We start from the raw sequence: 26,240 nt of genomic DNA on the forward strand, positions 1-26,240 counted from the left end.
TGTGCTTGTACGATCACAGCGCGGGCAACGGCAGAGGTAGCAGGTTCCGCTCGAACGCCTCCGCGGTGATGCGTAGGTGGAAAAAGACGGTTGGCGTGACCTGATCAGGACGATCCGGGTACCTTAGCTTCATCAGGAATAGCAAGCCTTTTATCCCGTTCTTGGGTGGCGTTTGCGAGGTTGTAATGGCGCAGGAGGCGTAAGGCACCATGGTGACCGGAGCGAGAGCTTTGAGTTTGGTCCGCGAACAGCTGTTCGCGACCATCGAGGAAGCTGAATCCCATCTTGAACGATTCATCGTCGAGCGGCATTGCAGCAGCCTCTTGCAACGTGCGGTCGAAAGCATCGGCCAGATTCGCGGCGCCCTGACGCTCATCGAGCTGTCAGGCGCCCAACTGTTGGCGCATGAAACGCTACAGATCGCCAATGACATCCCTGCCGGTGCCGGCCCCGAACACGACGAGCACCTGATGTCGATCTGCCGTGGTCTGCATGTGCTGCGTCGTTATCTCGAACAGCTGCGCAGCGGGCAGGATGAAATGCCCGAGCTGCTGCTGCCGGCCATCAATGCCTTGCGGCTGGCCGGTGGCGAGCCGGAATTGCCAGAAAGCTACTTCTTCAGCGTTCGCCTGGATCAGCGTCCTTCGATCAGCGCCACGACCCGGCTGGCCTATCGTGACCGCCAGAACCAGGCGCGCAGCATGCGACGGATGTACCAGATCGGTCTGCTGGGCTTCTTGCGCAACGTCAACACCGCCGCGAGCCTCAAGCTGATGGCGCGGGCGCTGGAGCGATCCGCGACCCTGTTGCACGACCATGTCGGCGGCTACCTGCCGTGGGTTGCCGCGGCCACTGCCGAAGGCTTCGCCCAGGGTCGCCTGACCGCCACCCGCGAGCGCAAGCAGCTGTTCGCCCGGGTCGACCGGGAATTGCGGCAGATGCTCGGCAACGAGTTGCACGAGCCGGCGCGCAGCACCCTGAAAGAGCTTCTTTACCTGCTGGCGCTCGCCGGTGTCGACAGCGAGCATCCGCGCCAGGTGATGGCAGCCTATGGTATCGAGCGCCTGGGCTTCACCGACGCCCAATTGGAGGCGGGCAAGAAGCGGCTCGCCGGCCCCGGCCATGCCGTCATGCATTCGCTGTCCGCGGCGATTCGCGAAGAACTGGAAACGGTCAAGGACCTGATCGACCTCATCGAAAACGAGGTCCGCGAAGGCTCCGATTCCGGCCGCTCGGCGGTGTCTGACAACTTCTCCCGGCTCTATGTCCAGGTCGGGGTGTTGGGCAAGACGCTGGAAATGGTCGGCCAGCAAAACGCGGGCGAAGTACTGCAGCGGTGCCTGCCGACGCTTGCCCAATGGAAGGACAAATCCCTGACCCTGGAGGACCTGGTTCCTCTGGCGGACGCCTTGCTGCTGGTGGAGAGCCTGGTGGCGCAACCCGAGGGCCAGGGGAAGTTGCTCGACGTGCCGCTCGAAGCCGAGGACGTGCAGGTCAGTGTCGCCAACTACCAGTTGGGCGAGGCTCAGGCCCTGTTGCATCGCGAGGCCTACAACGGCCTGAACGAGGCCAAGCGGGCTATTGGTGCCTTCCTCGATTCGCGGGGCGATGCCCTGCATCTGGCCACCGTTCCCGCGCTGCTCGATACCGTGCGCGGAGCACTGTTCTTCCTGGGTAACCCCCGCGCCGCCGAGTTGGTACGTGCCTGCACCGGCTACATCCAGCGCTGCATGATCGAAGGTGGCCAGGCTTGCGAGCCCGCTACCCTGGAAGTCCTGGCGGACGCGCTGAGCAGTATCGAGTTCTTCGTCGAGAGCGGGGGTGCCGAGGGTCAGGACGGCACTCCGGAAATCCTCGACATCGCCGCCCAGAGCATTCGCGCCCTGGGCTGGACCTCGGCCGCCGCATGACGGCGTGGCAGCCCGGCTGGTTCCAGACGACCCAGGCGTCGTCCGGCCTGCTGGTAGTCCACAGCGGTCAGGCCTTTCTCTGCAGTGGAACGGACGTGCTCTTCAGCGCGGACGATGCGCGCATCCAGAGACTGGAAGGCGATCGGCATGGCTTGGGCCACTGGCAATCCCAGCCGGTCACTCTCCTGGAGCTGGATGCCCCAGGTGACTTCGAAGGCTGCAGCTGGCAGCCGCTGCGCCCTCTGATGCTGCAATCGCCCCATGCGCTGTTCAAGCTTCTCGGCTACGCCAACCAGATCGGCGTCTGGGCTCGGCAGCATAGATTCTGCGGCCAATGTGGCACTCGGACCTTCGCCCTCGACGGCCAGCGCGGCCTCTCTTGCCCGAATTGCCGACTCACCCAGTATCCGCGGCTATCGCCCAGCATGATCGCCTTGGTCACCCGCGGCGACGAGGTGCTGCTGGCGCGCTCGCCGCGCTTCGCGCCGGGGGTCTTCAGTACCCTCGCTGGATTCGTCGAACCTGGTGAGTCGGCGGAAGCCTGCGTGCACCGGGAGATCATGGAGGAGGTAGGGGTCACGGTCGGCAACCTGCGCTATCAGGGCAGCCAGAACTGGCCCTATCCGCATTCGTTGATGCTCGGCTATCACGTCGATTACCTGGCGGGCGAGATTCGCTGCCAGCCCGATGAGATCGAGGATGCCCGCTGGTTCGACCTACGGGACCTGCCACTGCTGCCGCCGCCGTTTTCCATCTCCCGCTATCTGATCGACCTGTATCGGGTCGAGCGGTTAGGCGGCGCCAAACCAGTGTTGCCAGATTAGTTTTACGGTCAGGGCCAACACCACGCAGATGAACACGGGGCGGATGAATTTGGCGCCGCCGGCGATGGCACTGCGGGCGCCCAGGTAGGCACCCAGGGTCAGCGACAGCCCCATGCTCAGCCCCAGCACCCAGAGCACCTGGCCGAGGACGATGAACATCGCCAGGGCGACGCCGTTGCTGACGAAGTTCATGGTGCGGGCGACGCCGCTGGCCTTGAGCAGATCGAGCGGGTAGAGCAGCAGGCTGCTGACCGTCCAGAAGGCGCCGGTACCCGGGCCGAAGACGCCGTCGTACATGCCCAGGGTGACGCCCTGCGGCCATTGCCGTCGTTGTGCCACGGGGGCATCGCTGAGTACCGGGGCCTTGGGCGTACCGCCGAACAACAGGTAAAGGGCGCAGCTGAACACCACCACCGGCAACAACTGATTGAGGAAGTCCGCCGGTAGGTGATGAGCGATCAGCGCACCCACGCCGGCCCCGACGGCCGTGGCGATCAGGCCGTTACGCCATTGGCGCGGCTGGAAGAGCTTGCGGCGATAGAAGGTATAGGCCGCCGTCGCGCTGCCGAAGGTGGAGCTGAGCTTGTTGGTGCCGATGGCCAGGTGGGGTGGCACGCCGGCCATCAATAACGCGGGGACCGTCAGCAGCCCCCCGCCGCCGGCGATGGCGTCTATGTAACCGGCGAGGAAGGCGACCCCGGCGAGCAGCAGCAGGGTCGTGGGGTCCAGAGCGAAATCGAGCATGGGCAGGGCAGGCCAGGTGGAACGGGGGCGCCATCATGCACCAGTCGCGTGCCCGTCACCACCCGTGCCGAGCCCTGCTCAATCCAGCGCTGGGAAGGGCAAGCCGACGTAGTTCTCCGCGATGGTGGTACGCCCCGCTCTGGAATCGAGCAGGGCACGCCATTCGGCATCCTGGACGCGTTGGGTGAAGGCATCGGTATCGGGAAAGCGGTGCAGGGCGGTGGTCATCCACCAGGAGAAACGCACGGCGGCCCAGATCCGCTGCAGGCAGAGCGTCGAATAGCGTTCCAGGCAGGCGGCATCGCCGGTACGGTAGGCTCTTTCCAGCAGTAGGTGCAGATTGCGCACATCGCCCAAGGCCAGGTTGAGGCCCTTGGCCCCCGTGGGCGGCACGATGTGAGCGGCATCACCGACCAGGAACAGCCGGCCGTACTGCATGGGTTCCACCACGTAGCTGCGCAGCGGCGCGATGCTCTTTTCCAGTGAGGGCCCTGTCACCAGGCGGGCGGCCGTTTCGGCGGGGAGACGGGCCTTGAGTTCGTCCCAGAAGCGCTCATCCGACCAGTTTTCCACCGAATCACCGGCTTCCACCTGGAGATAATAGCGGCTGCGCGTGGCGGATCTCATGCTGCAGAGTGCGAAACCGCGTTCATGACTGGCGTAGATCAGCTCCTCGCTGGCGGGCGGGGTGTCACTGAGTAGGCCGAGCCAGCCGAAGGGATAGACCCGCTCGTATTCGGTGAGCACCCCGGCAGGGATGGCGCGGCGGCACACGCCATGGAAGCCGTCGCAACCGGCGATGTAGTCGCAGTCGATCCGCAGTGTTTCGCCGGCGACCTTACAGGTGACGTAGGGCCGCTTGTCCTTGAGCTGGTGTGGCTGGACATCACTGGCCTCGTACAGGGTGGTAGCCCCACTGGCAGTACGCGCCTCCATGAGGTCTCGGGTCACCTCGGTCTGGCCATAGACGGTGACACAGCGCCCGCCCAGCAGGTCGTTCAGATCCAGACGCTCGCGTTTGCCGTCGATGGCGAATTCCACCCCCTCGTGCACCTGACCCTCACGTTCCAGGCGCGCACTGACGCCGGCCTGGCGGAGCAGGTCCACGGTGCCCTGTTCGAGGACGCCGGCACGAATGCGGCTGAGGACATGATCGGCGCTCTGGCGCTCGAGGATGACATTGTCGATGCCGGAGCGGGTGAGTAGCTGACCGAGGAGCAGGCCGGAAGGGCCGGCGCCGATGATGACGACTCGGGTATGCATGAAGGTGTCCTCTTGTGGGGCGTGATCGCCGCGTTCTTGTAAGGCTCCCCGGTATTTTTGGACGATTCACGACAGGGTAGTCAGCCCCTGAATACCTAAAATCTGGTACTTTTCGATGATTCGTGCGGCTATCGCCCGAGGTCGGATCATGACTGACGCCTATCCACCCATCTTCAAGCTGTATGGCGAGGCTCAGGCCTGGCCCGATCCCGATCTGCTGCATTGCGAGACGATCGAGAGCCGTAGTCGCCTCCACGCCTGGAATATCGCGACCCATCGCCATGCCGACCTGGTGCAGCTGTTGTACGTCCGCCAGGGGCGGGTGAAGCTGCAGCTGGAGGATTGGCACGGCGCCCTGTTCGGGCCCTTGCTGGTGGTGCTGCCGGTCCTCTGCGTCCACGCCTTCGAGTTCGATCCGGCGGTGGAGGGCTTCGTCATCACCCTGCCGGTACCCCAGGTCGAGCGTCTCAAGCTACGCTGCCAGCGGGCCGGCCAGGGGCTGTTCCAGAGCGCTGCGCGATTGCCGCTCGCCGCGACGGAAGCGGGGTGGATCGATCAACTGGTCGGCCAATTGGTCGGCGAATACCAAGGGCGCAGACCCGGGCGCGAGGTGATGCTCGAAGCTCTGCTCGACAGCCTGGCCATCTGGCTGCTGCGCCAGCAGACCCGAGCGGTGGCCGCCACCCTGCCGCGGCGTGCCGAGCAACACCTGGGGCGCTTCCTGGCCCTGGTCGAACAGCACTATCGTGCCCACTGGAACCTGGGGCGTTACGCCGCGGCCCTGGGCATCTCCGGGGTACACCTGAACACCCTGTGCCGCGAGTTGGCCGGTGCCTCGGCCTTGGCGATCGTCCATCAGCGCCTGCTGCTGGAGGCGCGCCGCAGCCTGACCTTCACCCAGGCCCCGGTCGCGGAGGTCGCCGATGCCCTGGGCTTTGCCGATCCCGCCTACTTCGCCCGCTTCTTTCGTCGCGGTACCGGCCAGAGTCCGCTCAACTATCGGCGTCGTGCCGGCGGGCAGGACCAGGGTTAAGGTCGGCATCCGCGGCGGCCAGGGTTTCCCCCACGCGGGCCGCCAGCACATCCAGGTTGAAGGGTTTGGCGATCAGGGTCATCCCCGGCTCCAGGTAGCCTTCCAGGTGAGCACCTTCGGCATAGCCGGTGGCGAAGACGACCTTGAGGCCGGGCCGGCGTTGGCGGGCGATCTCCGCCAGTTGGCGACCGTTCATGCCGGGCAGGCCGACATCCGACAGTAGTAGATCGATGGGGCGCGAGCTTTCCAGGATCGGCAGCGCACCGCGGGCGTCCTCGGCTTGCAGGGTCGCATAGCCCAGTTCCCGCAGCAGCTCCACCACCATCTGCCGGACCACGGGTTCGTCCTCGACCACCAGGATGGTCTTGCCGGCCCCGTTGGGCGTCACGGTCGAAGGCGTCGCACGCGGCACCTCGACGTCGGCCCCCAGGTAGCGCGGCAGGTACAGACCCACGGTAGTGCCGCGCCCGGGTACTGAGTCGAGCCTGACGTGACCCTTCGACTGCTTGGCGTAGCCGTAGATCATCGACAGGCCCAGCCCAGTGCCCTGGCCGATGGGTTTGGTGGTGAAGAAGGGATCGAAGGCGCGCGCCATGACTTCCGGCGGCATCCCGGTACCGTCATCCGTCACCAGCAGCGCGACGTAGTCACCGGCGCTCACCGCATCCAGGCCGTTGCCGCTTTCGTTCAGGTAGACGTTGCGCGTCTCGATGCGGATCGTGCCACCATCGGGCAGGGCATCGCGGGCATTGATGACCAGATTGAGCAGAGCGCTTTCCAGCTGGTGGGCGTCCGTCAGAGCCTGCCAGAGGTCGGCATGCAGATCCAGCACCAGGGCGATGTCGCCACGCAGGCTGCGCAGCAGCAACTCCTCCATGGAGCTTACGCTGGCATTGACCTGGATCGGTTGCAGGTCCAGCGCCTGGCGCCGGGAGAAGGCCAGCAGGCGCTGGGTGAGGGCGGCCGCGCGCTGGGCGGAGGTCAGGGCGGAGTTGAGGTACTGGTCGAATTTGTCCTGGCGCCCGGCCTTGTGATGGCGCTGCAGCATGTCCAGGCTGCCCATGATGCCGGTCAGCAGGTTGTTGAAGTCGTGGGCGATACCGCCGGTGAGCTGGCCGACCGCTTCCATCTTCTGCGCTTGGCGCAGCTGTTCCTGCAATTCCTGTTGTTCTGTGACGTCCCGACCCACGGCGTAGATGAGGCCGTCTTCGGCACTGGCCGTCCAGTCGAGGACGCGATAGCTGCCGTCACGGGCGCGGACGCGCGCCCTGAGGCTCGCAGCGCCTTGGCGCAAGCCCAGGCTGCGTAGGGTGTCGAAGACCAGGTGCTGGTCATCCGGATGGACCAGCTCGGTCAGTTGCAAGGTGGCGAGATCGGTCTCGCGGCGACCCAGCAAGCGGGTCGCCGCGCTGTTGACCGTCTTCACCTCGCCGTCGGTATGGCAGATCACCATGAGGTCGTGGCTGATGCGCCACATCCGATCGCGCTCGCGGGTCCGCAGCTCGATCTGCTGTTCGAGTTCCTGGCGCGAGCGGGTGAGCACCTCACGGGCGTCCACGATGCTCTGGATGTCGGTGCAGGTACCGAACCACTGCTCGATCCGCCCCGTGGCGTCGCGAACCGGCTGGGCCCGACCGAGCACCCAGCGATAGCGCCCGGAGCGATGCCGCAGCCGGTACTCGATGTGATAGGGCTCGCCAGTGCTGAGGCTGTGGTGCCAGACCTTCCAGGTGCGTTCCTGGTCATCGGGATGAAAGACATTGGCCCAGCCATCACCTTCCGTGGACCCTTCGGGCACGCCGGTGAATTCGTACCAGCGGTCGTTGAAGTAGAAATGGTGACCATCGGGGCGGGTGGCCCAGACCATCTGGTCGATGGAGTTGATGATGGCGCGCAGCTGCGCTTCGTTGCGCGCCAACTCCTGGGACTGCCGGCGATGGCCGCTGATGTCGATGAACAGCACGGCGAAGCGATCGCCTGGCAGGCGGTGCGCGCGTACCTCGTACCAGTGCTCGTGCGGCAGGTGCAGCAGGATATCGAACTGGATGAACTCCGCATCGGAGTTCATGAAGTCGGCATAGGCCGGCAACAGGTCCGCCTCCAACTGCGGCAGGGATTCGCGCAGGGTCTTGCCCACCACCTGCTCCAGCGGCACCCCGGTGAGGCTGGAGAAGATGGGATTGACCTCCAGGAAGCGGAAGTCCTGCATCCGACCGACGTCATCGCGGATGGCCTGGGCCATGTAGAAGCCCTCGCGCATGCCGTGGTAGAGCTCCTGCAGCCAGAGATCCCGTTCGGTGATGGCGGCCTCGTTGAGCTTGCGCTCGGTGATGTCGTAGCAGACCCCGAGGTAGCGTCCGGCGCCCTGGCCGGTCATCAGTTGGCCACGCCGGCCGAGCCAGCGCTCTTCACCGGTATCGACGCGGCGAATGCGGTATTCGAGGTAGTCCAGGGCGTCGTCGTCGGGGGTGGCCGTCAGGGTCCGCAGACTGCTCACGTCGTCCGGGTGCAATTGCTTGACCAGTTCTTCCTGGCTATAGCTGCGCTTTTCCGGGAGCCCCCATAGCTGGCAGAAGCCTGGGGAGACCAGCAACCGGGATTCGCCCGGCAGCAATTCGAAGGTGCCCACCCGGCCGACCAGTTGGGCCAGGCGCACCCGCTCTTCAGTCACCAACTGTTCGCTGCGGTCCTGCAGGACGTGGACGAACCCCCTGAGCTCGTCGGCTTCCTTCAGGGCCGTCGTCGCCACCTCCACCCAGCGGGTTTCCCCGCTACGCACACCGATCCAGCCGGCCCCCCGGCCATGCTCCTCGATCAGCGCCTGATGCTGGGCCGTGGCGAGGAAGCTGCCATCCCGTTCCGCGACGAGCAAGTCGGAGAGTAGCCAGCCGAGTGTGTCCGTTGCCGACCAGCCACAGAGCAGCTCGGCTCCGCGATTCCAGCGCTCGATGCGCCCCTGGCGATCGGTGATGACCAGGGCGTGGGACGTCAGCTGCGCTAGCGCCTGCTGCTCGAGCGAAGAAATCGACATCTGTGGCTTCCCTGTGACTGGCGCGTCAGGCTTCGACACCCTCGCTCAGTTGGACATTCAAACTGCGCAAGGCATTCCAGTACTCAGGATAGGTCTTGCCGACGCACTCGGGGTCGAGAATGCGAATGCCGGCGACCTTGAGACCCGCCAGGGCGAAACTCATGGCGATGCGGTGATCCGCGTGGGTTTCGATCACCGCATCGACCTGGCTGCCTGCGAGGGTCGGGTCGGCCGCGACCAACAGGTCGTCCCCCTCGACCGTCGCCAGGCCGGGGCGGATGGCGTTCAGGCCGTCGTGCAGGGCCGCGACGCGGTCGCATTCCTTGACGCGCAGGTTGGCCAGGCCGACGAAGCGCACCGGGGTCTCGTTGAAGGCCGCCAGCACCGCCAGGGTAGGGATGGCATCCTGCATCTGCGAGCCATCGATGACGGCCGGCAGCCGCGGGAAGGCGGCAATGAACTCGCGGGCCTTGGCATCGGGCTGGGTGAAGTCCGCGTCGGCCACCCCCAGGTCGATGGCGCCGCCGGTCAGGGCCTGGGCGGCCCAGAGATAGGTGGCGGCAGACGCATCCGGCTCGATGAAGTAGTCACGGGCGACGTAACCGGTCGGGGCGACGCGCCAGGTAGCCGCATCGAGCTGCTCCACCTCGGCACCAAAGGCGCGCATGGCGGCCACGGTGAGATCGACATAGCCACGGGCGCCGATCTCGCTGCCGCGCAGGGCCACTTCCACGGGTTCGCTGCCCAGGGCGGCGAGCATCAGCAGGGCGGAGACGTATTGGCTGGAAAGACCGGCGTCCACCTCGAAGCGGCGCGCGTTCAGGCGACCCTGGCCCGCTACCGTCACCGGTGGGCACCCAGTGGGAGCGTCCACCTGGATGCCGTTGGCGCTCAGGGTTTCCAGCAGGGGACCGATGGGTCTTTTCTGCATATAGGCGTCGCCGGTCAGGGTCACCTCGCCGTCGACGGTCGCCACAGCCGCGGTGAGAAAGCGCACCGCGGTCCCTGCGTTACCGAGGAACAGGGGCTGCTCAGGGCGTTGCAGGCGACCTGAGCTGGTGACCAGGAAGGTAGTGGCGTTGGGTTCGTCGATGGTGACGCCCATTAGCCGCAACGCCTCGGACATGTGGCGGGTGTCGTCGCTCTTGAGCGCGCCGGTGAGACGGCTGGTGCCCTTGGCCAAGGACGCCAGCAGCAGCGCCCGGTTGGTGATGGACTTGGAGCCGGGCGGGGCGATCCGACCCTGCAGCGCGATGTTGGGAGGGGTGACGGTGATGTAGGGTCTCGCGGACATGGGGGCTCCAGGCAACTTCGCGACAGCCATGGCGGCGGGTCGCAACAAAGTCGCCATGATGCCATTTCATGCCGTCCAGGCCCAGGCATGCCGGTGCGTAATACCACCCCTATAGCAGATAGGCTGTCTTTGGATACTCCTCCTTGTCACAAGCGGGTAATCAAGGCGGGGTAGTGCTAGGGCTTTTCCGCTGGAGGCACCTGCCATGTCCCTGACCCGTCCCGATCGCCGTCGTGTCCTGCAAGGCCTGGGCGCTACGCTGCTGCTACCAGCCCTGGGCAGCCGTACCTGGGCGGCGGCCGGTGGGCGTCCCGCCATCACCGATGGCGTCCAGGCCGGTGATGTCACCCAGGATCGCGCCCTGATCTGGAGTCGCACGGACAAGTCGGCGCGCCTGTTGGTGGAGTGGGATACCCGGGAAAGTTTCGCCTCGGCACGCAAGGTCATCGGCCCCGTCACCACCGCGGCCCAGGACTACACGGCGCGCATCGACCTGCGCGGATTACCCGCCGACCAGCGCATCTTCTATAGGGTCCGCTTCGAGGACGTGGATAGCGGTGCGCTCAGCGAGGCCGTCACGGGCCATCTGCGCGCGGCCCCGAGTCAGCGTGGCGATGTACGCTTCGTCTGGGGCGCCGACACCGTGGGCCAAGGCTTCGGCATCAATCCCGACATTGGTGGTATGCGGATCTACACCGCCATGCGCGAACGCCGCCCGGATTTCTTCCTGCACAGTGGCGACACCATCTATGCCGATGGCCCAGTGCCGGCACAAATGACCGTGGAGGAGGGACGCATCTGGCGCAATCTCACCACGGAGGCCAAGAGCAAGGTCGCTGAAACGCTGGCCGAATTCCGCGGCAACTACCGCTACAACCTGATGGACGATCACCTCCGCCGCTTCAATGCCGAGGTGCCGCAGGTATGGCAGTGGGACGATCATGAAACCACCAACAATTGGTCGCCGACCAAGGAGCTGGATGAGCGTTACCAGGTGAAGGATATCGGCGTCCTGAGCCAGAGGGCGCGCCAGGCGTTCCTGGAGTACGCCCCTATGCGCGGCGTTTCGGCCGACGGGACAGGGCGCATCTATCGGCAGATCGCCTATGGTCCGCTGCTGGACGTCTTCGTGCTGGACATGCGCAGCTATCGCGCGGGCAACGACAGCAACCAGGGCAGCGACGTCGGTGGGGCGGGGGCGTTCCTTGGGCGTGAGCAACTGGATTGGTTGAAGGGCCAGCTGCAGGCCTCGCGAGCTACCTGGAAGGTCATCGCTGCGGATATGCCCATCGGCCTGCAGGTGCCCGACGGCAAGGATGCCCAGGGGCAGGCGCGGTGGGAGGCGATCGCCAATGGCGATCCGGGTACGCCTAAGGGCAGGGAACTGGAGATCGCGGAATTGCTGAGCTTCATCGCTCGCCAAGGCATCCGCAACACCGTCTGGCTGACGGGCGACGTGCATTACTGCGCGGCGCACCACTACCATCCGGATCGCGCCGCTTTCCAGGATTTCGAACCCTTCTGGGAATTCGTCGCCGGCCCGCTCAATGCCGGCAGCTTCGGTCCCAATCCGCTGGATGCCACCTTCGGTCCCGAGGTAGTTTTTCAGAAGGCACCGCCCAAGCCCAATACTTCTCCCTTGTCCGGTTTCCAATTCTTCGGCGAGGTGGAGATCGATGGCCAGTCAGGCCAATTGACAGTGACTTTGAGGGATCTGGATGGCAAGGCTCAGTTCACCCAGCTGTTGAGCCCCAAGGGAGGTAATACCACCCATGCAGTATAGATAGATTTCAGACATAGCCTCGTGCCAAGTAATCAAAAGTAAGGCAATAAGGCGCTCAAATGCTACAATCTAGCTGTTATCTGGCTGGAGTCTGCAATGTACGAAGACATCAAGAGCGCCTTCGAAAACCTCCAGGCGAGTATCGTCGCCTTCAATGCGTTGTGGCCAAGCCGGGTAGTGGCGGCGAGAGTCTGGCGGCTGCCGCTGCTGGCACAACAGAGAGTGCCCGATCTCATCGAGGTTGAAGCCTTCGAGGGTAGTTCGGCAGTGGAGCTGACCCAGGAAGCCCTGTTGGCCTTCCACCTTCAGCCTGGGCAGGCACCCGGAACGGTAAGCCGCCTGCCGGGCTACATCGCCCTGAGCGAACCCCTGATGGCGGAAATCCTCGCCATCAATGCGTGCAAGCACGCCTTCAGCGCCGCCATCGAGCAGACCCGGCTGGAGTTGGAGCTGGCACCGGAAGCCCGGCCGCGGATCATGCGCAAGGCACTGGGCGGGGCCTTCAATACCAAGCAGTTGATCCGCAAGGTGCACGGTTTCCCTGATCCGGTACGCCAGCTGACCTTCACCTGGGCCGGCCATACCGCCGGAGGCGAGAGGGTCACGGTGGCGAAGGTCCGCGAGCAACTCAAGACCCTGGCCCTGGCCCGAGCGGATCGAGAACACACTGCCCTGGATCGCACGCCGGAATGGCAGGAGCATCAGGCGCTGATCCGCATGGCGGATGACGACATCCTGGTCAGGCACAAGAAGATCGCGCCTCATCCCAGGGCCATGCTCTGGTTCGGTGAGGAGAGTCGTTACGACGCCATGATCCACGCCAACCTGCCGGTGTTCGTGGTCCCCGCGCAGGACGGCATGCAGGTGGTGGATCTGCGTGACTTCGACCGTACCCAGCGCGGCGCGCTGCGTCCCGACATCAAGCCCCGTCGCGAAGTGCTGGCCACGCGACTGCTGTACCTGCCCACGGACAATCCGGAACGGCCGGCTACCCAGCGCAACAATGAGGCCACCCTGAAGCGCTCCACCTACAGCCGCTGAGCGAGGCGGGGAAGGCGATGGCGTTACCGAACACAGCCAGGTCGTAACGAGATCCTTCGTTGCCGAGTGAAAAGGTAACGAAATCTTCGTTACGCCTAGTCACCTGGCTCGGTGTCATTTTATAAAATCCTTAATTTTCAATAACTTAATAATGTTGGCACAGTGCCTGCTTTATTATTGGCACAAGAACAACAAGATGCGCCGCTACAAGCCCACAACAAGAACAAGACGGCTGAAGCTCGCGAACCGATCATTTTGGAGCTCCTTCGAGTGGCCAAAGTAATCTGTTCACTTCCCACCTCTTGGTGGGGCGTACTGACAATCGATGACGTTGGCGTCCGACAACAAAAACAAGAGGACAACGACGTACCTGGATGAGGGAGCCCAAGGGCTCCCTTTTTTCTTGCCTGCTGGAAAGCCTCGCCGGGTTGCCAAGCTACCCCCAGTACTGTGTATCAGCAGATAGCAGATATTGGGAATGTTCGTCATCGTCCTGATGATGGTCACCAAGCTCTATCCCCATCAGCTGCTGGCCTTCTTCGGCTAGCGTCGGCAGCGGCCTTCTTTGGCATGCCGCGGCACCTTGGACTAAGGTTTCCGCAACCCAACTCACTCTGGACGCTGCCATGGACTCCGCGAACGCCCCGTCTCCCCTTTGGTTGAACGAGCCGCAACGCTGGTCCGAGACCGAGGGTTCGCTGCACGTCCGCACCGACGCCGACAGTGATTTCTGGCAGAAGACCCAGTACGGCTTCGCACGCGACAGCGGGCATTTTCTCGGCCATCCGGTGGACGCGGACTTCACTGCTCAGGTCAGGATCACCGGGACCTTCACCGCCCTGTATGACCAGGCTGGGCTGATGGTGCGTCAAAGCAGCGAGCAGTGGTGCAAGACCGGACTGGAGATCAACGACGGCATCGCCCATCTGGGCAGCGTCCTGACCCTGGGGCATTCCGATTGGGCATTGGGGGCGGTACCGGATGCGCTGCATGGTTTCTGGCTGCGGCTGACGCTGCAGGCCGAGGTGTTGCGCATCCAGTACTCGCTGGACGGCCAGGTCTGGCCGTTGCTGCGCCTGTGCCGCTTCGCGAAGGGCGAGGGCGGGGTCCTCCAGGTCGGGCCCTATTGCTGTTCGCCGCAACGCGAAGGCCTGGAAGTGACCTTCGCCGACCTGCGGATCGGTCCGGCGCTCGGCAAAGACCTGCACGACCTGAGCTGAGGGCGCGTCGCTCAGCTCATCCAGTTGCCACCGTCGACGTTATAGGTCTGGGACACCACGTAGTCGCTGTCGCTGGATGCCAGGAACAGCGCCATGCCCACCAGGTCCTGCGCCGTGCCCATCCTGCCGTAGGGTACGGCATCGCCGACCAGGCGTTTCTTCTCGCCCAGCGGCCGCTTCTCGTAACGCGCGAAGAGGGCGTCCACACCCTCCCAGTGCTCGCCGTCCACCACACCCGGGGCGATGGCATTGACGTTGATACGGTGTTCGATGAGGTTGAGACCCGCCGACTGGGTGAGGCTGATCACCGCGGCCTTGGTCGCGCAATAGACCGCGACCAGGGCTTCGCCGCGGCGGCCGGCCTGGCTGGCCATGTTGATGATCTTGCCGCCATGGCCCTGGGCGATCATCTGCCGCGCGGCGGCCTGCAGGGTGAAGAGGGTACCGGCGACGTTGATGGCGAACAGCCGGTCATAGCTTTCGCGAGTGATCTCGACGATGGGTGCCAGGTCGAACAGCGCCGCGTTGTTGACCAGAATATCCAGCTTGCCGGTGGTGGCGACCACCTGGGCGATGGCGGCGTCGATGGCGGCCTGGTCGGTCACGTCCAGCGGCACGGCATAGGCGCGCTCACCCAGCTCCGCGGCGGTCTCGCGGGCCTGGTCGATGTTGATGTCGGCGATGGCCACCGTCGCCCCTTGCTCCAGATAGGCCTTGGCAAAGGTCTTGCCGATGCCGCGGGCCGCGCCGGTGATCAGCGCGCTCTTTCCTTCCAGTCTGTTCATGTTCGTTGCTCCGCTGGGCAGCTTGGGGCCGCGGCGCTCCTGGGGCGCTGCGGCGGTCGGTCGGTTACTTGGGATAGCCGGCGCGCTTCATGTCCCGCGCCGTCGCGGTCTGGGCGGCGGTCAGCGCCTGCTCGATGCTCATCTGCCCGGTAAGGGCAGCGGCGAACAGTTGGCCGATACTGGTACCCAGGGCCTGGAATTCGGGGATGGTCACGTACTGGATGCCGACGTAGGGCACCGGTTGGGCCGAGGGATGGGCGGGATCGGCATGCTGCATCATGTCCAGGGTGATCTTGGCGAAGGGCGCTGCCGCCAGATAGGCCGGGCTGTAGGTGGATTGGCGGGTACCCGGCGGTACGTTGGCGACGCCATCCCGGTCGGCCACCAGCTGTACGTACTCCTTGGAGGTCGCCCAGGTCACGAAGGTCTTGGCCGCGTCCTTGTGCTTGGCACTCGCCGGAATGGCCAATGACCAGGCGTACAGCCAGGAAGAGCCCTTGTCGGTGACTTCGCGAGGCGAGGCGGCGAAGCCGACCTGGTCGGCCACCTTGCTCTGGCTGCTGTCGGTGGTGAAGGAGCCCGCCACACTGGCATCGACCCACAGCGCGCATTTGCCACTGTTGAACAGCGCCAGGTTCTCGTTGAAGCCGTTGCTGGAAGCGCCGGGCGGACCGTATTTCCTGAGCGTGTCGACGTAGAAGGTGGCGGCCGCCTGCCATTCGGGACTGGTGAGCTGCGGCTGCCACTGCATGTCGAACCAGCGGGCACCGAAGGCGTTGGCCAGGATGCTAATGACCGCGACATTCTCGCCCCAACCGGGCTTGCCCCTCAGGCAGAGACCGTACTGCTCCTTGTCCGGCTGGTTCAGCTTGGCGGCGAAGGCGCCGAGCTGCGACCAGGTAGGCTCGGCAGGCATGCTCAGACCGGCCTGCTGGAACAGGTCCTTGCGGTAGTAGGTGACGGTGCTCTCGCCATAGAACGGCAGGGCATAGAGGGTGCCCTTGACCGACAGCCCCTCGCGTACCGCGGGGAAGATGTCGTTGACGTCGTAGCTCGCCGGCAGATCCTGCAAGGGTTCCAGCCAACCCTTGGCGCCCCACAACGGGGTCTCGTAGGTTCCTATGGTGAGGACATCGAACTGGCCGCCGCCGGTGGTGATGTCGGTGGTCAGCCGCTGACGCAGGACGTTCTCTTCTAGAACCACCCAGTTGAGCTTGATGTCGGGATGCTGCTGCTCGAACACCTCGGAGAGCCGCTGCATGCGGATCATGTCGCTGTTGTTGACGGTAGCGATGGTGACCGATTCGGCGGCCTGGACGCCCCCGGTCAAGCCCAGTGCAGTTGATAGCAGCAAAGTGAGGTAAGGCTTCATCCTGTCTCTCCATGGCTGCCGCAAGGGGCAGCTTGTTGTTGTTCTGGATCGAGGACCGCCGATGGAAATTTGATGCGGTGTGGCGGCTGGCACTGATTACAGCAGCAGCATCGAAGCCTTTGCTAACTGGCCATTGACCATTCGCTGATACTTTTTTGACGAGAAACGCCTGGTGCGGCGCAATCAAAAAAACATTGGTAGACCGCGGCAGGTGAGGGCGGGCAGAGTGGTCCCACAACAATGAACCGAGCAAGCGCCATGACGGTTTCCGCCTTCCTCGAAGCCCGGCCTGCCGAGCTGGAGGTGATCCTGGCCGAGCCAGACCAGAGCTTTCGCTGGTACGAGCATGACTATCCCTATGCGCTCGCCCGCTGGAATCATCACCCGGAGTACGAGATCCATCTGATCCGCCAGGGCAGCGGACGACTGTTGGCCGGTGACTATGTCGGTCCCTTCGCGGCCGGTCATGTCGCCCTGATCGGCCCGGATCTCCCACACGACTGGATCGGTGATCTGCCGCCGGACCAGGTAATCGCCGGGCGCGACGTGGTCATCCAGTTCACCGGCGACTGGCTGCGCGCGCTGAGTGCCTTGGCTCCAGAGCTGGGCACCTATCTACCGCTGCTGGAACGGGCCAGGCGTGGCCTGGAGTTCAGCGGCGAGACCGCCCGGCAGGCCGCAGAGCTGATCGAGGCCATCGGCCAGGCGCGAGGTGCGGCGCGGTTGCTTACCTTGTTCCAGCTACTCGGCCGGCTGGCCGAAGCGCCGGCTAGCGAGGTGATGGTCCTCGCCAGTGCCTGTTATGCGCCGGCACTGGACGCCCGCAGCGCCGCGCGGGTCCACCAGGCCTTCGACTATCTCCTCAGCGAGCTGACCGAGGATATCCGCTTGCCCGAGATCGCCCGGCGGGTGGGCATGAGCGAGGCCGGCTTTTCCCGCTTCTTCAAGAAGGTCACCGGCCATGGTTTCATCGAGCTGGCACGCAAGTTGCGCATCCAGCGTGCCTGTCGTTTGCTGATGCAGGCGGAACTGTCCATCGCCACCATCTGCTTCGCGGTGGGCTATTCGAATCTGTCCAACTTCAATCGGCATTTCCGCAACGAAATGCAGCAGACGCCGAGCGAGTATCGGCGTGGATTGCTGGTAGCCAGGCGCCAGGTGGGTGAGGGCGGGCGAGGGTAGCGGTGCCTCGCCCGCCGCTGGCGTCCAGATTGCTCTTTACTCGGCGCTCGACGGCTTGGCCCAGAGATTGATGTCGCCTTCGACCGCATGGGTATCGATCTCGGCCAGTTCTTCAGCGGTGAAGGCCAGATTGTCCAGCGCCGCCACGTTCTCCACGATCTGCTCCGGCCGGCTGGCGCCGATCAGGGCGCTGGTGATGCGTGGGTCGCGCAGGGTCCAGGCCAAAGCCAGCTGGGCCAGGCTCTGGCCGCGGCGCTGGGCGATAGCGTTCAAGGCGCGGACCCGCTGAAGGTTTTCGGCTGACAGATGACCCTGCTGCAGCGACTGGCCACCAGGCTGGTTGACCCGGGCATCGGCGGGCACGCCATCGAGGTACTTGTCGGTCAGCAGCCCCTGAGCCAGGGGCGTGAAGGCAATCACGCCACTACCCAGCTCTTCGGTCGCGTCCAGCAGATCCTTTTCGATCCAACGGTTGAGCAGGTTATAGGCGGGCTGATGGATCAGCAGCGGAATCTTCCAGTCGGCCAAAAGCCTGGCCATTTCGCGGGTCTTGGTGCCTGAATAGGAGCTGATACCTATATAGAGGGCCTTGCCTTGCTGTACCGCAGTGGCCAGGGCACCGGCGGTTTCTTCCAGCGGCGTATGCTCATCGAAACGGTGCGAATAGAAGATGTCGACGTAGTCCAGCCCCAGGCGCTTGAGGCTCTGGTCGAGGCTGGCCAGGACGTATTTACGCGAGCCGCCACCTTGGCCATAGGGCCCGGGCCACATGTCCCAGCCAGCCTTGCTGGAGATGATGAGCTCGTCGCGGTAGGTAGCGAAGTCTTCGCGCATTAGCCGACCGAAATTGATCTCGGCGCTGCCATAAGGCGGACCGTAGTTGTTGGCCAAGTCAAAGTGATTGATGCCCAGATCGAAGGCGGTGCGCAGCAAGGCGCGCTGCCGATCCAGTGGCGTGCTGTCGCCGAAGTTGTGCCACAGCCCAAGGGACAGCGCCGGCAGCACCAGACCGCTGCGACCCACGCGGCGGTAAGGAATACGGTCGTAACGATCGGAAGCGGCTTGATAAGCCATGCAAAGCTCCTTTGGAAGAAATGGGAATCGGCGGGACATGGAATCGGAAAGCTCCGCCCACCAAGGTATAGATGGTGACGTGGCGAAGGTGCCATCGGATTAGAGCTGCCGGTAACCACTTGTTCAAACCGGCGCGGGCATACGCCTGGAGTTCCAGCTAACGAAGAGCACAGGCGGAACGAGCACTCGGATTCTGCAGTGCCGGTGCATGAGCGTCTGTGACTGGCATCGCTTGGCGACGACCCTGGTAGGCTGGGCAACGAAGGAAGGTGGAGGTTCGAGCGTGAAAAGCGCGAGGCCCAGGGCCATCCCCCATAACCATAACTTCGCATAATGTATATTATGTTAAATTACGTATTACGCTGGCTTCTCTTCTGAGTCTTTTGCAGCGCTGATTCGATCATTCCGTGTTTGGCCTCCACTCTCTTTACCGCCATGTCCTTCGTGTTTATGGCATGAGGTGACTGTCGGTGAGCGGATTCAGTGCCATTCTCATCCGGCTAGCACAAGCCCCTGCATGGGATGGTCTACCAACGCCATTATCAAGTTAGTTCTAGCTAAGTAGCGCACCTTCGTGCGATCCATGTGTTGCCTAAATTTCTTACCCATGACTGTCGCCACGCTTTCACCGGCCGTATTCTCGCTCGCCTAAATCGAGCAGCGTGGGCATGACCTCAAGCGCGCAACGGACGAGCTGTGACGAGTCTGCGGAAGGTGAACTCAAAATAAAAATAGATTAGACTTTTGCCGATTCAGCTTGAAACCAAACTGAATCGGCAAAAGCTTTTGTTAATGAGGTGGCCCCATGCTTCGATAGAATCAGATAGAACCCTTAGAATAAATCTCTCTTATTTAGCCTGAGCGATGGGCAGGTTTTGGGTATTGAAAATGGCAAAGATGATACCTAGTCAAGGTGCTATTGACACAAACAGCTTTGGTGAACGTACAGTCTTTTCCTTGCTGAGAGATGGCTTACCTGAAGAGTATACGGTCATTCATAGCCTCCCATGGCTCTGTTCTGCAATTAAAAAAATTGACTCCAGTTTCGCCCCCACTGGAGAAATCGACTTTCTTATCATTCATGAAAGCCTCGGCGTACTTGCTCTCGAAATTAAAAGTGGCGCCTACCGTGTTGAGGGATCAATTTTTGTACATGTGCGATCTCAAAGAGTATCCAATCCGGTTATGCAGACCCGGAAAAACTCTCACGGCCTAGCGAGATGGCTCGGCTGTGATGAGAATTTACGGATAAGAATAGGATACGGGTTCGTTTTCCCGGACAGTAGTTTTGGAGAAAGCGACTTAGGTCCAGCTTTAACTGACCGCAGTACACCACTGCCTTCCAAGATCTTTGTACACCATGATGAGATGGGCGCCCTATCATCCAGAGTTGTCGACATCATGAAATACTGGAAGGCTGCGCTTGGCAATCCTCCCCTAGGGAGGGAGAAAGCAAATGCTATCCTTTCAGCATTGTGCCCACAGTACGATGGAGCCTTGACATGGGGAGCAAGAATATTATTCGATAATCACATGTGGTTACGACTAACTAAAGAGCAAGCCTCGGCTGTTGAAAGAGCTCTTAACAAGAAAAAAACGGTAATAACAGGCTGGCCGGGCACAGGAAAAACAATCATTGGAATAGAGGTCGCTAGAAGATTTTCAAGCGAAGGAAAAAACGTCCTATTTCTTACATTTAATTCTTTGCTGGCAGAAAATATCAAGATTCATCTAAAAGATGCGGGAAAATGTACGGTATCGACCTGGCACACATTCTGCCATCAAGCAAAGAAGAAGCTTGGTGTAGCCGCAGATGAAAAAATAGAGCCACAGGAGTGGTTTCAAAATAAATGCTGTGAAGACCTTGCCCAAGCTATAAAAAAAGGTCTTTTAAAAGCATACGATGCAATAGTAGTCGATGAGGCGCAAGCTTTTAACATTTCTTGGCATAAAACTCTACTTGACTGGCTGGGCGATAAGCCCGCTGTTTTTTTTGCTGACGAATCGCAAGTATTTTCGTTTGAAAAAAACACAACAGAACTATTAGGATTGTGCCATGAAGTAGGCACCGATTCACCTTACTACTTGACTTCGGTCATTAGAATGCCAAGACAGGTGACAAATCGGCTAATTGAAGCCAAGGACTGCGCCTACCAACTACACATTCCGCGACCCGAAGAGGACGACACTCTAAGAGAGATACTGACTTACGACTGGGCAAGCGATATCACTCTGCAGATTGATGAGTTGTGCTCAAGAGGCATGACAACAGAAGATATATTGATTCTCACTCGGCTTGAGCCGTCCGATCATCTTAAAAATCTTATTAGCACCTTAGGAGTAAAGCATGCGCTGGTCAGCCGCTATAGAGGCTTAGAATCCCCTGTGGTGATCATACTTGGCTGTGATGGAATGAGCGACCCCGAGCTGTTTTGCGCCTATTCCAGGGCAACCACTCTCTGCATAGCAATCTATATGATCGAAACCCTCACGCGGAAGATTGAGGGTGCATTTCAAAAAATCCTTGCCAAGGACGACGCTAATGCGCAAGAAATAAGTCGAGCATACAACAACTCCCTCACCACAAATATTATACTTCGCAAGAATGACGTGACAAGATACGACCTACATACAGTCGACCTATACTGGTCGAAATCTTGGGCAAGTTGGCTTGTACATACACCTTCAGAGGGTAGCTCGCACGAATTATGGGCCGATTATTTAGTGCAGAATTGGCCATGGAAAGTGTATCTATGGAGTGGTGATGCTCGCCGAAAAATTAGCCTAATACTAAAAGATGATGATAAAGGGGAGCCATATGTAAGCAGAATGCTCTACAGTATTTTTTATTGTGATGATTGCAAAGAATGCACGCCGCACCATATTCACTCAGAGGAATGCAGCTTTTGCAAGAGCGGCAATTGTCTCGCTCGCTCACAGAGTTTTACTTTAGAAAGCAATGTGGTTTCTACCGTATCCATGTTGGATCAACTAGTTTATAAAGCTCTCGGCCCTCAAGTATCTCTCGATAGAGTCGAGCTACAGGTACTGCCTCTCCCCTTGGCCGCAATGGGGGCCAGGCTGTACTCCGAGCAACGGGTAACGCAGTTCAATTTAGATTTATTAGCCTTGCCACCTGGCAAGTATTTTTACCGTTCTGCGCTTGCATTTGTCCAATCAAGAGCCCTACTACTAAAGCCGGGAAAGACCATTTCACATAGAAAGCTTGCAGAAGAGCTATATAGCCGCTACGAAGACTTAAAGCTTATAGGTGGAGCCTCATGGCAAACAAAAATAGCGCAAGCTCTTTCTACGTCATATGGGAAGGGACTTATAGCAAAAATTGATAAGGGGATTTATGGTCCTCCAAAAGTTCCACATGACGGGTAATAAGTACTACTAAAGCCCTATCTCTTTTTACGTAGGGCCATTCAGCGCGCCAAACCGGCCAATACGGCAGCGACATTGCCCTCAGCCTGCGCAGCGGTTTCCGCGTACAGGCTCCTGCCATGGGCGTCGATGGCCACCACGGCGGGACCGAGCCCGTGCACCCGGATCTTCGATAGGCGGTAATGGGTCAGCATCTCGGACCAGCCAACCTGGATTACGGCTTCGATGGCGCGCGACAGCAAGGTGCAGCCACCGCCTAGAAATGACAGGTAGACGCAGCCCACGCGTTGCATGGCGCGTACGCTGTGTTCGTCCAGGCCGCCTTTGCCGCCCACCAGGCGTAGGCCGAAACCCTCGATGAGACGGGGCATATAGGGATTGAAGCGGGTGCTGGTGGTGGGATTGATGTAGAGCATTTCGAAGGCACCGCCCTCCCCTTGGCTGTAACCGCCGAGATGGAAGAAGGCCTGGCCGTGTAGATCCAAAGGCGGTGGCGTACCGCTTTCCAGGCACTCGAGCAGCCGCTGGTGGGTCGGCAGCCCGGCGGTGATGATCACTTCGCCGTCGACCGTTACCAGATCGCCAGCCTGGAGCGCGCGAACCTGGGCTTCATCGAAGGGCGCTGTCAGTCGTTTCATGCTCGTCGTTCTCACTCGAAATAGTCGACACGGCCATCCGGATGAATCCGTGCGGAGCGCCGTCGGTTGATCCAGCAGTTGAAGCAGACAGCGACCGGGGTGAAGCCGTGACCGGCGGCGTAGTCGATGTGCACCGCCATGGTGGTGGCGTCGCCACCGGTCCCCATGGGGCCGAACCCCGTGGCATTGATCGCCTTGAACAGCCGCCCTTCCATCTCGGCCAGGATCGGCTCGGGATTCTGGCTGCCGATGGGTCTGAGGATGCCCTGCTTGGCGAGCTTGGTCGCGTAGTCGAAGGTGCCGCCGATGCCCACCCCTACCACCACTGGTGGGCAATGCTGGGGGCCGGCCTTGAGCACCACGTCCATCACGTAGCGTTCGATGACGTCCAGCGTGGGAAAGGTGAAGATTTCCAGCGCCGCCCAGCGGCCCGAACCGAGCGCCTTGGGTGAACAGGTGATCTCGATGTAATCGGCATCGTCGAGCAATTCGAACGTGGTGATCGGCATGTCCTTGCCGGCATAGCCCCGCTCCAGCGTCAGCGGATGGGTGACGTGCTGCAGCATCGGTGGCTGGATGCTGGCGACCAAATCGGCGAAGCCATCGACGATGGCCTGCTTGACCGGACCATCGAAGTTGACGCGGGTGCCGACCTTCACGAAGTACACCGGCACCCCCGAATCCGAGCAGACGAAGTGGTTTTCCTCTTCGGCGGCGCGAGCACTGGCGATCATCACGCCGAGGGTTTCCCTGGCGGTAGCATTGCGCTCCACGGCACTGGCACTCGCCAACGCCGCCTTGGTGTCTTCGGGAATCTTCTTGAGCGAGCGCTCGTACAGTTCGGCTGTCACCTGGCGCAACAGCGTGGAAGAAATCGTACCCATGGCTACCTCGACAGCTGAGTTGCATCTTGGGGGGTGGATGGGGCGTCGAGCCGTTCCAATGCCAGCGCCAGGCCCTGACCCACGCCGACGCACAGGGTCGCCAGCCCCAGCCGGCCGCCGGATCTTTCCAGTGCATGCACGGCGGTCAGGACCAGGCGCGCGCCGCTCATACCGAGCGGATGGCCCAGGGCGATGGCGCCCCCCTGGGGATTGAGCTGTGGGGCATCGTCCGCCAGGCCCAGGGCTCGCACCACGGCGAGGCTCTGGCTGGCGAAGGCCTCGTTGAGTTCGATGACGTCGAAGGCGGTGATGTCCAGCGCGAGCCGAGCCAATAGCTTGCGCACCGCCGGCACCGGGCCGATGCCCATGACCCGCGGCGCGACACCGGCGCTGGCCATGCCCAGGATCCGGGCCCGCGGCCTGAGTCCCTGGCGCTGCGCGGCCTCGGCACTGGCGAGGAATAGCGCTGCGGCGCCGTCGTTGACCCCCGAGGCGTTGCCGGCGGTCACGCTATTGCCGGCGCCGTTGACCGGCTTGAGCCTGCCCAAGGTCTCCAGGGTGGTGTCGGGACGCGGGTGCTCGTCCTGGGCGACGACCGTCTGCCCCTTACGGCTCTGAATCACCACCGGCACGATCTCCTCGGCGTAGAAGCCGCTGGCCTGGGCGGCGGCGGCACGGGCCTGGCTCCGGCAGGCGAAGGCATCCTGGTCGGAGCGCGAGACCTCGTAGTCCAGTGCCACGTTGTCCGCGGTCTGCGGCATGCTGTCCACGCCATACCGCTCCGCCATCAGCGGGTTGACGAAGCGCCAGCCGATGGTGGTGTCTTCGAGCTGCTGGGTGCGGGCGAAGCCGGACTCCGCCTTGCCCATGACCCAAGGCGCTCGCGACATGGACTCCACGCCGCCAGCGATCGCCAGCTCCATTTCGCCGCAGGCGATGGCGCGATAGGCGCTGCCGATGGCTTCCAGGCCCGAGGCGCAGAGCCGGTTGAGGGTAACGCCGGGGACCGAATCGGGGAGCCCGGCCAGGAGCGCGGCCATCCGCGCCACGTTGCGGTTGTCTTCGCCGGCCTGGTTCGCGCACCCCAGGAAGACTTCGTCGATGGCAGCGGGATCGACAGCGGGATTGCGCGCCAGCAAGGCGCGGATCGGTATGGCGGCCAGGTCGTCGGCACGTACCCCGGCCAGCGCGCCGCCGTAGCGGCCAATGGGGGTACGGATGGCGTCGCAGATAAATACATCACGCATGAACGAGAATTCCTTCGCAGCGGGGTGGCCTAGTGAGTGGATGCCTTGGGCTTGCCGGTTTCCGGTGGGGTGCCGAGCACGATCATGGCGGCGCCGACCAGCATCAGTACGCCATAGGCGGCCTGGGACGCGGCCATGCTGCCGGTGAGGTCGATGAGCGCGCCGACGACGACCGGCATGAAGACATCGCCGACGCCTGCGAGGGTGGTGACCAGGGCGATGCTGCCCGCCGCCGCCTTGCCGGTGAGCAGGCTGCCTGGCAGGGTCCAGAAGGGTCCGGTCGCCCCCAGCACCGAGGCGGTCGCCACCACCAGCAGGATCACCGACAGGGTGGTATCCGGTTGTAGGATGGACAACAGCATCCAGCCGATGGCGGAGACGCTCAGGCAGATCGCCACGTGCCAGCGGCGTTCGAGGACGCGATCGGAGTGCCGGCCCACCAGGTACTGGGCGATCATGCCCACCAGGAACGGCAGGGATGACAGCAGGCCGATGTGGAACAGGTCGGTCACGCCGGTACGACGGATGATGGTGGGAACCCAGAAGGCAGCGGCCACGGCCCCGCTGAACACCGCCAGCGCGGTAAAGGCCAGTACATAGACCCGTTTGTCCTTGAGCGCGCCCCATAGCGAGTGATGCTCGTTGGCGTTGCTGCTGTCGTCGCTCTTGAGTTCGTCGTCGACCAACTGCCGCTCGGCAGCGCTCAGCCAACGCGCCTCGGCCGGCGAGTTGTCGAGATAGCAGTAGGCGACCACGCCCATGACGCAGGCTGGCAAGCCGGCGATCAGGAACAGCAGTTGCCAATTCTTCAGGCCGAACAGGCCGTCCAGGTGCTGCATGATGGCGCCGGCCAAGGGCCCGCTGAGCATGCCGGAAATGGGAATGGCGGCCATGAACAGAGCGGTGACGCTGGCCCGCCGAGCGCGGGGAATCCAGAGGGTGAGGTACAGCAGCACCCCGGGAAAGAATCCCGCCTCGGCGACGCCCAGCGCGAACCGCAGGACGTAGAACATCGTCTCGCTCGACATCATCGAGAAGGACGCGCAAGCCAGGCCCCACATCAGCATGATGCGCAGGACGGTCTTGCGAAAACCGATGCGCTGCAGCATCAGATTGCTCGGGATCTCGAAGAGGATGTAGCCGACGAAGAAGATCCCCGCGCCTATGCCATAGACCACCTCGCGAAAGCCCAGGTCGCTCATGAAGCCCAGGCGAGCGAAGCCGATGACATTGCGATCCACCAGTGCCAGGACGTAGCAGATCATCAATAGCGGTAGGATCTTCCATTTGACCTTGGCGAAGGTCCGCTGGGCGAAGGCTTCGTCGTTTCGCAGCGGAACATGGATCTCGGCACTTTCGCGCGCTGTAATCATCGTTGAAGGCCCTGTTGTTGTTATCGTCGCGCACTCTTGCCAAGAGGGTTGAGCGCATCGGTCAGGTCGACGGACCCAGTGGTGGCCCGCCTCTTCATAAGACGCTGGCGCCCTTTAAAAGTCAATAGGTCATTTTTATAACCTATTGACTT

The 26,240-nt window shown here is 62.3% G+C and carries 19 protein-coding genes; 8 read left to right on the forward strand and 11 right to left on the reverse strand.

The window, feature by feature from the left end; translation table 11 throughout:
* The first annotated feature begins 209 nt into the window (after window positions 1-209).
* Together QZ471_RS20255 and nudC are read left to right on the forward strand one after the other, a co-directional pair.
* Complete coding sequence (locus QZ471_RS20255) at window positions 210-1,910, forward strand: ferrous iron transporter B (RefSeq protein ID WP_295467178.1); 1,701 nt, start codon at window positions 210-212, stop codon at window positions 1,908-1,910.
* Window positions 1,907-2,734, forward strand: coding sequence for an NAD(+) diphosphatase (gene nudC / locus QZ471_RS20260; RefSeq protein ID WP_295467180.1), 828 nt, complete (start codon window positions 1,907-1,909; stop codon window positions 2,732-2,734). The genes QZ471_RS20255 and nudC overlap by 4 nt, the downstream gene beginning before the upstream one ends.
* Here nudC and QZ471_RS20265 read toward each other — a convergent pair.
* On the reverse strand, window positions 2,702-3,484 hold the full coding sequence (locus tag QZ471_RS20265) for a TSUP family transporter (RefSeq protein ID WP_295467307.1): 783 nt from the start codon (window positions 3,482-3,484) through the stop codon (window positions 2,702-2,704). The two genes, nudC and QZ471_RS20265, sit on opposite strands and share 33 nt — an antisense overlap.
* 72 nt (window positions 3,485-3,556) lie before the next feature.
* Window positions 3,557-4,741, reverse strand: coding sequence for a 4-hydroxybenzoate 3-monooxygenase (gene pobA / locus QZ471_RS20270; protein ID WP_295467182.1), 1,185 nt, complete (start codon window positions 4,739-4,741; stop codon window positions 3,557-3,559).
* A gap of 148 nt (window positions 4,742-4,889) precedes the next feature.
* Between pobA and QZ471_RS20275 the strand changes: the two genes are divergently transcribed.
* Window positions 4,890-5,774 carry a helix-turn-helix domain-containing protein gene (locus QZ471_RS20275; RefSeq protein WP_295467184.1) on the forward strand — a complete coding sequence of 295 codons (885 nt, stop codon included), beginning with the start codon at window positions 4,890-4,892 and terminating at the stop codon, window positions 5,772-5,774.
* Here QZ471_RS20275 and QZ471_RS20280 read toward each other — a convergent pair.
* Together QZ471_RS20280 and aroA are read right to left on the reverse strand one after the other, a co-directional pair.
* Window positions 5,734-8,805 (reverse strand): hybrid sensor histidine kinase/response regulator, encoded by a 3,072-nt coding sequence (locus tag QZ471_RS20280; protein WP_295467186.1) that lies wholly within the window; start codon window positions 8,803-8,805, stop codon window positions 5,734-5,736. The two genes, QZ471_RS20275 and QZ471_RS20280, sit on opposite strands and share 41 nt — an antisense overlap.
* 25 nt (window positions 8,806-8,830) lie before the next feature.
* A complete protein-coding gene (gene aroA, locus QZ471_RS20285; RefSeq protein WP_295467188.1) occupies window positions 8,831-10,099 on the reverse strand; it encodes a 3-phosphoshikimate 1-carboxyvinyltransferase in 1,269 nt (422 codons plus the stop codon).
* A 205-nt stretch (window positions 10,100-10,304) separates the two neighbouring features.
* Here aroA and QZ471_RS20290 point away from each other — a divergent pair, with 205 nt between their 5' ends.
* The 3 genes from QZ471_RS20290 to QZ471_RS20300 all read left to right on the forward strand — a co-directional run bounded on the left by QZ471_RS20290 (window position 10,305) and on the right by QZ471_RS20300 (window position 14,143).
* Complete coding sequence (locus tag QZ471_RS20290) at window positions 10,305-11,882, forward strand: alkaline phosphatase D family protein (protein ID WP_295467190.1); 1,578 nt, start codon at window positions 10,305-10,307, stop codon at window positions 11,880-11,882.
* A gap of 96 nt (window positions 11,883-11,978) precedes the next feature.
* Window positions 11,979-12,923 carry a DNA replication terminus site-binding protein gene (locus QZ471_RS20295; RefSeq protein ID WP_295467192.1) on the forward strand — a complete coding sequence of 315 codons (945 nt, stop codon included), beginning with the start codon at window positions 11,979-11,981 and terminating at the stop codon, window positions 12,921-12,923.
* 626 nt (window positions 12,924-13,549) lie between these two features.
* Entirely contained in the window at window positions 13,550-14,143 is a 594-nt protein-coding gene (locus QZ471_RS20300) for a DUF1349 domain-containing protein (RefSeq protein WP_295467195.1), read from the forward strand.
* An 11-nt stretch (window positions 14,144-14,154) separates the two neighbouring features.
* Here QZ471_RS20300 and QZ471_RS20305 read toward each other — a convergent pair whose 3' ends face one another.
* Together QZ471_RS20305 and QZ471_RS20310 are read right to left on the reverse strand one after the other, a co-directional pair.
* On the reverse strand, window positions 14,155-14,928 hold the full coding sequence (locus QZ471_RS20305; RefSeq protein ID WP_295467197.1) for an L-iditol 2-dehydrogenase: 774 nt from the start codon (window positions 14,926-14,928) through the stop codon (window positions 14,155-14,157).
* A gap of 64 nt (window positions 14,929-14,992) precedes the next feature.
* The gene (locus tag QZ471_RS20310; protein ID WP_295467199.1) at window positions 14,993-16,300 is read right to left on the reverse strand and encodes a sugar ABC transporter substrate-binding protein; all 1,308 of its coding nucleotides are present in this window, start codon (window positions 16,298-16,300) and stop codon (window positions 14,993-14,995) included.
* 258 nt (window positions 16,301-16,558) lie between these two features.
* Here QZ471_RS20310 and QZ471_RS20315 point away from each other — a divergent pair, with 258 nt between their 5' ends.
* The gene (locus tag QZ471_RS20315) at window positions 16,559-17,482 is read left to right on the forward strand and encodes an AraC family transcriptional regulator (RefSeq protein ID WP_295467201.1); all 924 of its coding nucleotides are present in this window, start codon (window positions 16,559-16,561) and stop codon (window positions 17,480-17,482) included.
* 36 nt (window positions 17,483-17,518) lie between these two features.
* Here the strand turns inward: QZ471_RS20315 and mgrA are convergent, their stop codons facing one another.
* Window positions 17,519-18,556, reverse strand: coding sequence for an L-glyceraldehyde 3-phosphate reductase (gene mgrA / locus QZ471_RS20320; protein WP_295467203.1), 1,038 nt, complete (start codon window positions 18,554-18,556; stop codon window positions 17,519-17,521).
* A gap of 888 nt (window positions 18,557-19,444) precedes the next feature.
* Here mgrA and QZ471_RS20325 point away from each other — a divergent pair.
* The gene (locus QZ471_RS20325; RefSeq protein ID WP_295467205.1) at window positions 19,445-21,946 is read left to right on the forward strand and encodes an AAA family ATPase; all 2,502 of its coding nucleotides are present in this window, start codon (window positions 19,445-19,447) and stop codon (window positions 21,944-21,946) included.
* Window positions 21,947-21,987: 41 nt separating this feature from the next.
* Here QZ471_RS20325 and QZ471_RS20330 read toward each other — a convergent pair whose 3' ends face one another.
* From QZ471_RS20330 to QZ471_RS20345, 4 genes are read right to left on the reverse strand one after another with little or no spacing between them, the layout of a single operon-like run.
* Entirely contained in the window at window positions 21,988-22,584 is a 597-nt protein-coding gene (locus tag QZ471_RS20330; RefSeq protein ID WP_295467207.1) for a fumarate hydratase C-terminal domain-containing protein, read from the reverse strand.
* 11 nt (window positions 22,585-22,595) lie between these two features.
* The gene (locus QZ471_RS20335) at window positions 22,596-23,468 is read right to left on the reverse strand and encodes a fumarate hydratase (RefSeq protein WP_295467209.1); all 873 of its coding nucleotides are present in this window, start codon (window positions 23,466-23,468) and stop codon (window positions 22,596-22,598) included.
* A 2-nt stretch (window positions 23,469-23,470) separates the two neighbouring features.
* Window positions 23,471-24,715, reverse strand: a complete 1,245-nt coding sequence (pcaF, locus tag QZ471_RS20340) for a 3-oxoadipyl-CoA thiolase (protein WP_295467211.1) — start codon at window positions 24,713-24,715, stop codon at window positions 23,471-23,473.
* A gap of 29 nt (window positions 24,716-24,744) precedes the next feature.
* Window positions 24,745-26,088, reverse strand: a complete 1,344-nt coding sequence (locus QZ471_RS20345; RefSeq protein ID WP_295467213.1) for an MFS transporter — start codon at window positions 26,086-26,088, stop codon at window positions 24,745-24,747.
* Window positions 26,089-26,240 lie beyond the last annotated feature (152 nt).

The organism is uncultured Pseudomonas sp. (assembly GCF_913774235.1).
Lineage (GTDB): Bacteria > Pseudomonadota > Gammaproteobacteria > Pseudomonadales > Pseudomonadaceae > Chryseomonas.

What these genes read in the sequence shown, in the direction of transcription:
- QZ471_RS20330 (WP_295467207.1), bottom strand. Translation starts at nt 22,584, where the DNA reads ATGAAACGACTGACAGCGCCCTTCGATGAAGCCCAGGTTCGCGCGCTC.
- QZ471_RS20295 (WP_295467192.1), top strand. Translation starts at nt 11,979, where the DNA reads ATGTACGAAGACATCAAGAGCGCCTTCGAAAACCTCCAGGCGAGTATC.
- QZ471_RS20255 (WP_295467178.1), top strand. Translation starts at nt 210, where the DNA reads ATGGTGACCGGAGCGAGAGCTTTGAGTTTGGTCCGCGAACAGCTGTTC.
- QZ471_RS20300 (WP_295467195.1), top strand. Translation starts at nt 13,550, where the DNA reads ATGGACTCCGCGAACGCCCCGTCTCCCCTTTGGTTGAACGAGCCGCAA.
- aroA (WP_295467188.1), bottom strand. Translation starts at nt 10,099, where the DNA reads ATGTCCGCGAGACCCTACATCACCGTCACCCCTCCCAACATCGCGCTG.
- pcaF (WP_295467211.1), bottom strand. Translation starts at nt 24,715, where the DNA reads ATGCGTGATGTATTTATCTGCGACGCCATCCGTACCCCCATTGGCCGC.
- mgrA (WP_295467203.1), bottom strand. Translation starts at nt 18,556, where the DNA reads ATGGCTTATCAAGCCGCTTCCGATCGTTACGACCGTATTCCTTACCGC.
- QZ471_RS20305 (WP_295467197.1), bottom strand. Translation starts at nt 14,928, where the DNA reads ATGAACAGACTGGAAGGAAAGAGCGCGCTGATCACCGGCGCGGCCCGC.
- QZ471_RS20280 (WP_295467186.1), bottom strand. Translation starts at nt 8,805, where the DNA reads ATGTCGATTTCTTCGCTCGAGCAGCAGGCGCTAGCGCAGCTGACGTCC.
- QZ471_RS20335 (WP_295467209.1), bottom strand. Translation starts at nt 23,468, where the DNA reads ATGGGTACGATTTCTTCCACGCTGTTGCGCCAGGTGACAGCCGAACTG.
- QZ471_RS20310 (WP_295467199.1), bottom strand. Translation starts at nt 16,300, where the DNA reads ATGAAGCCTTACCTCACTTTGCTGCTATCAACTGCACTGGGCTTGACC.
- QZ471_RS20275 (WP_295467184.1), top strand. Translation starts at nt 4,890, where the DNA reads ATGACTGACGCCTATCCACCCATCTTCAAGCTGTATGGCGAGGCTCAG.
- nudC (WP_295467180.1), top strand. Translation starts at nt 1,907, where the DNA reads ATGACGGCGTGGCAGCCCGGCTGGTTCCAGACGACCCAGGCGTCGTCC.
- QZ471_RS20315 (WP_295467201.1), top strand. Translation starts at nt 16,559, where the DNA reads ATGACGGTTTCCGCCTTCCTCGAAGCCCGGCCTGCCGAGCTGGAGGTG.
- pobA (WP_295467182.1), bottom strand. Translation starts at nt 4,741, where the DNA reads ATGCATACCCGAGTCGTCATCATCGGCGCCGGCCCTTCCGGCCTGCTC.
- QZ471_RS20290 (WP_295467190.1), top strand. Translation starts at nt 10,305, where the DNA reads ATGTCCCTGACCCGTCCCGATCGCCGTCGTGTCCTGCAAGGCCTGGGC.
- QZ471_RS20345 (WP_295467213.1), bottom strand. Translation starts at nt 26,088, where the DNA reads ATGATTACAGCGCGCGAAAGTGCCGAGATCCATGTTCCGCTGCGAAAC.
- QZ471_RS20325 (WP_295467205.1), top strand. Translation starts at nt 19,445, where the DNA reads ATGGCAAAGATGATACCTAGTCAAGGTGCTATTGACACAAACAGCTTT.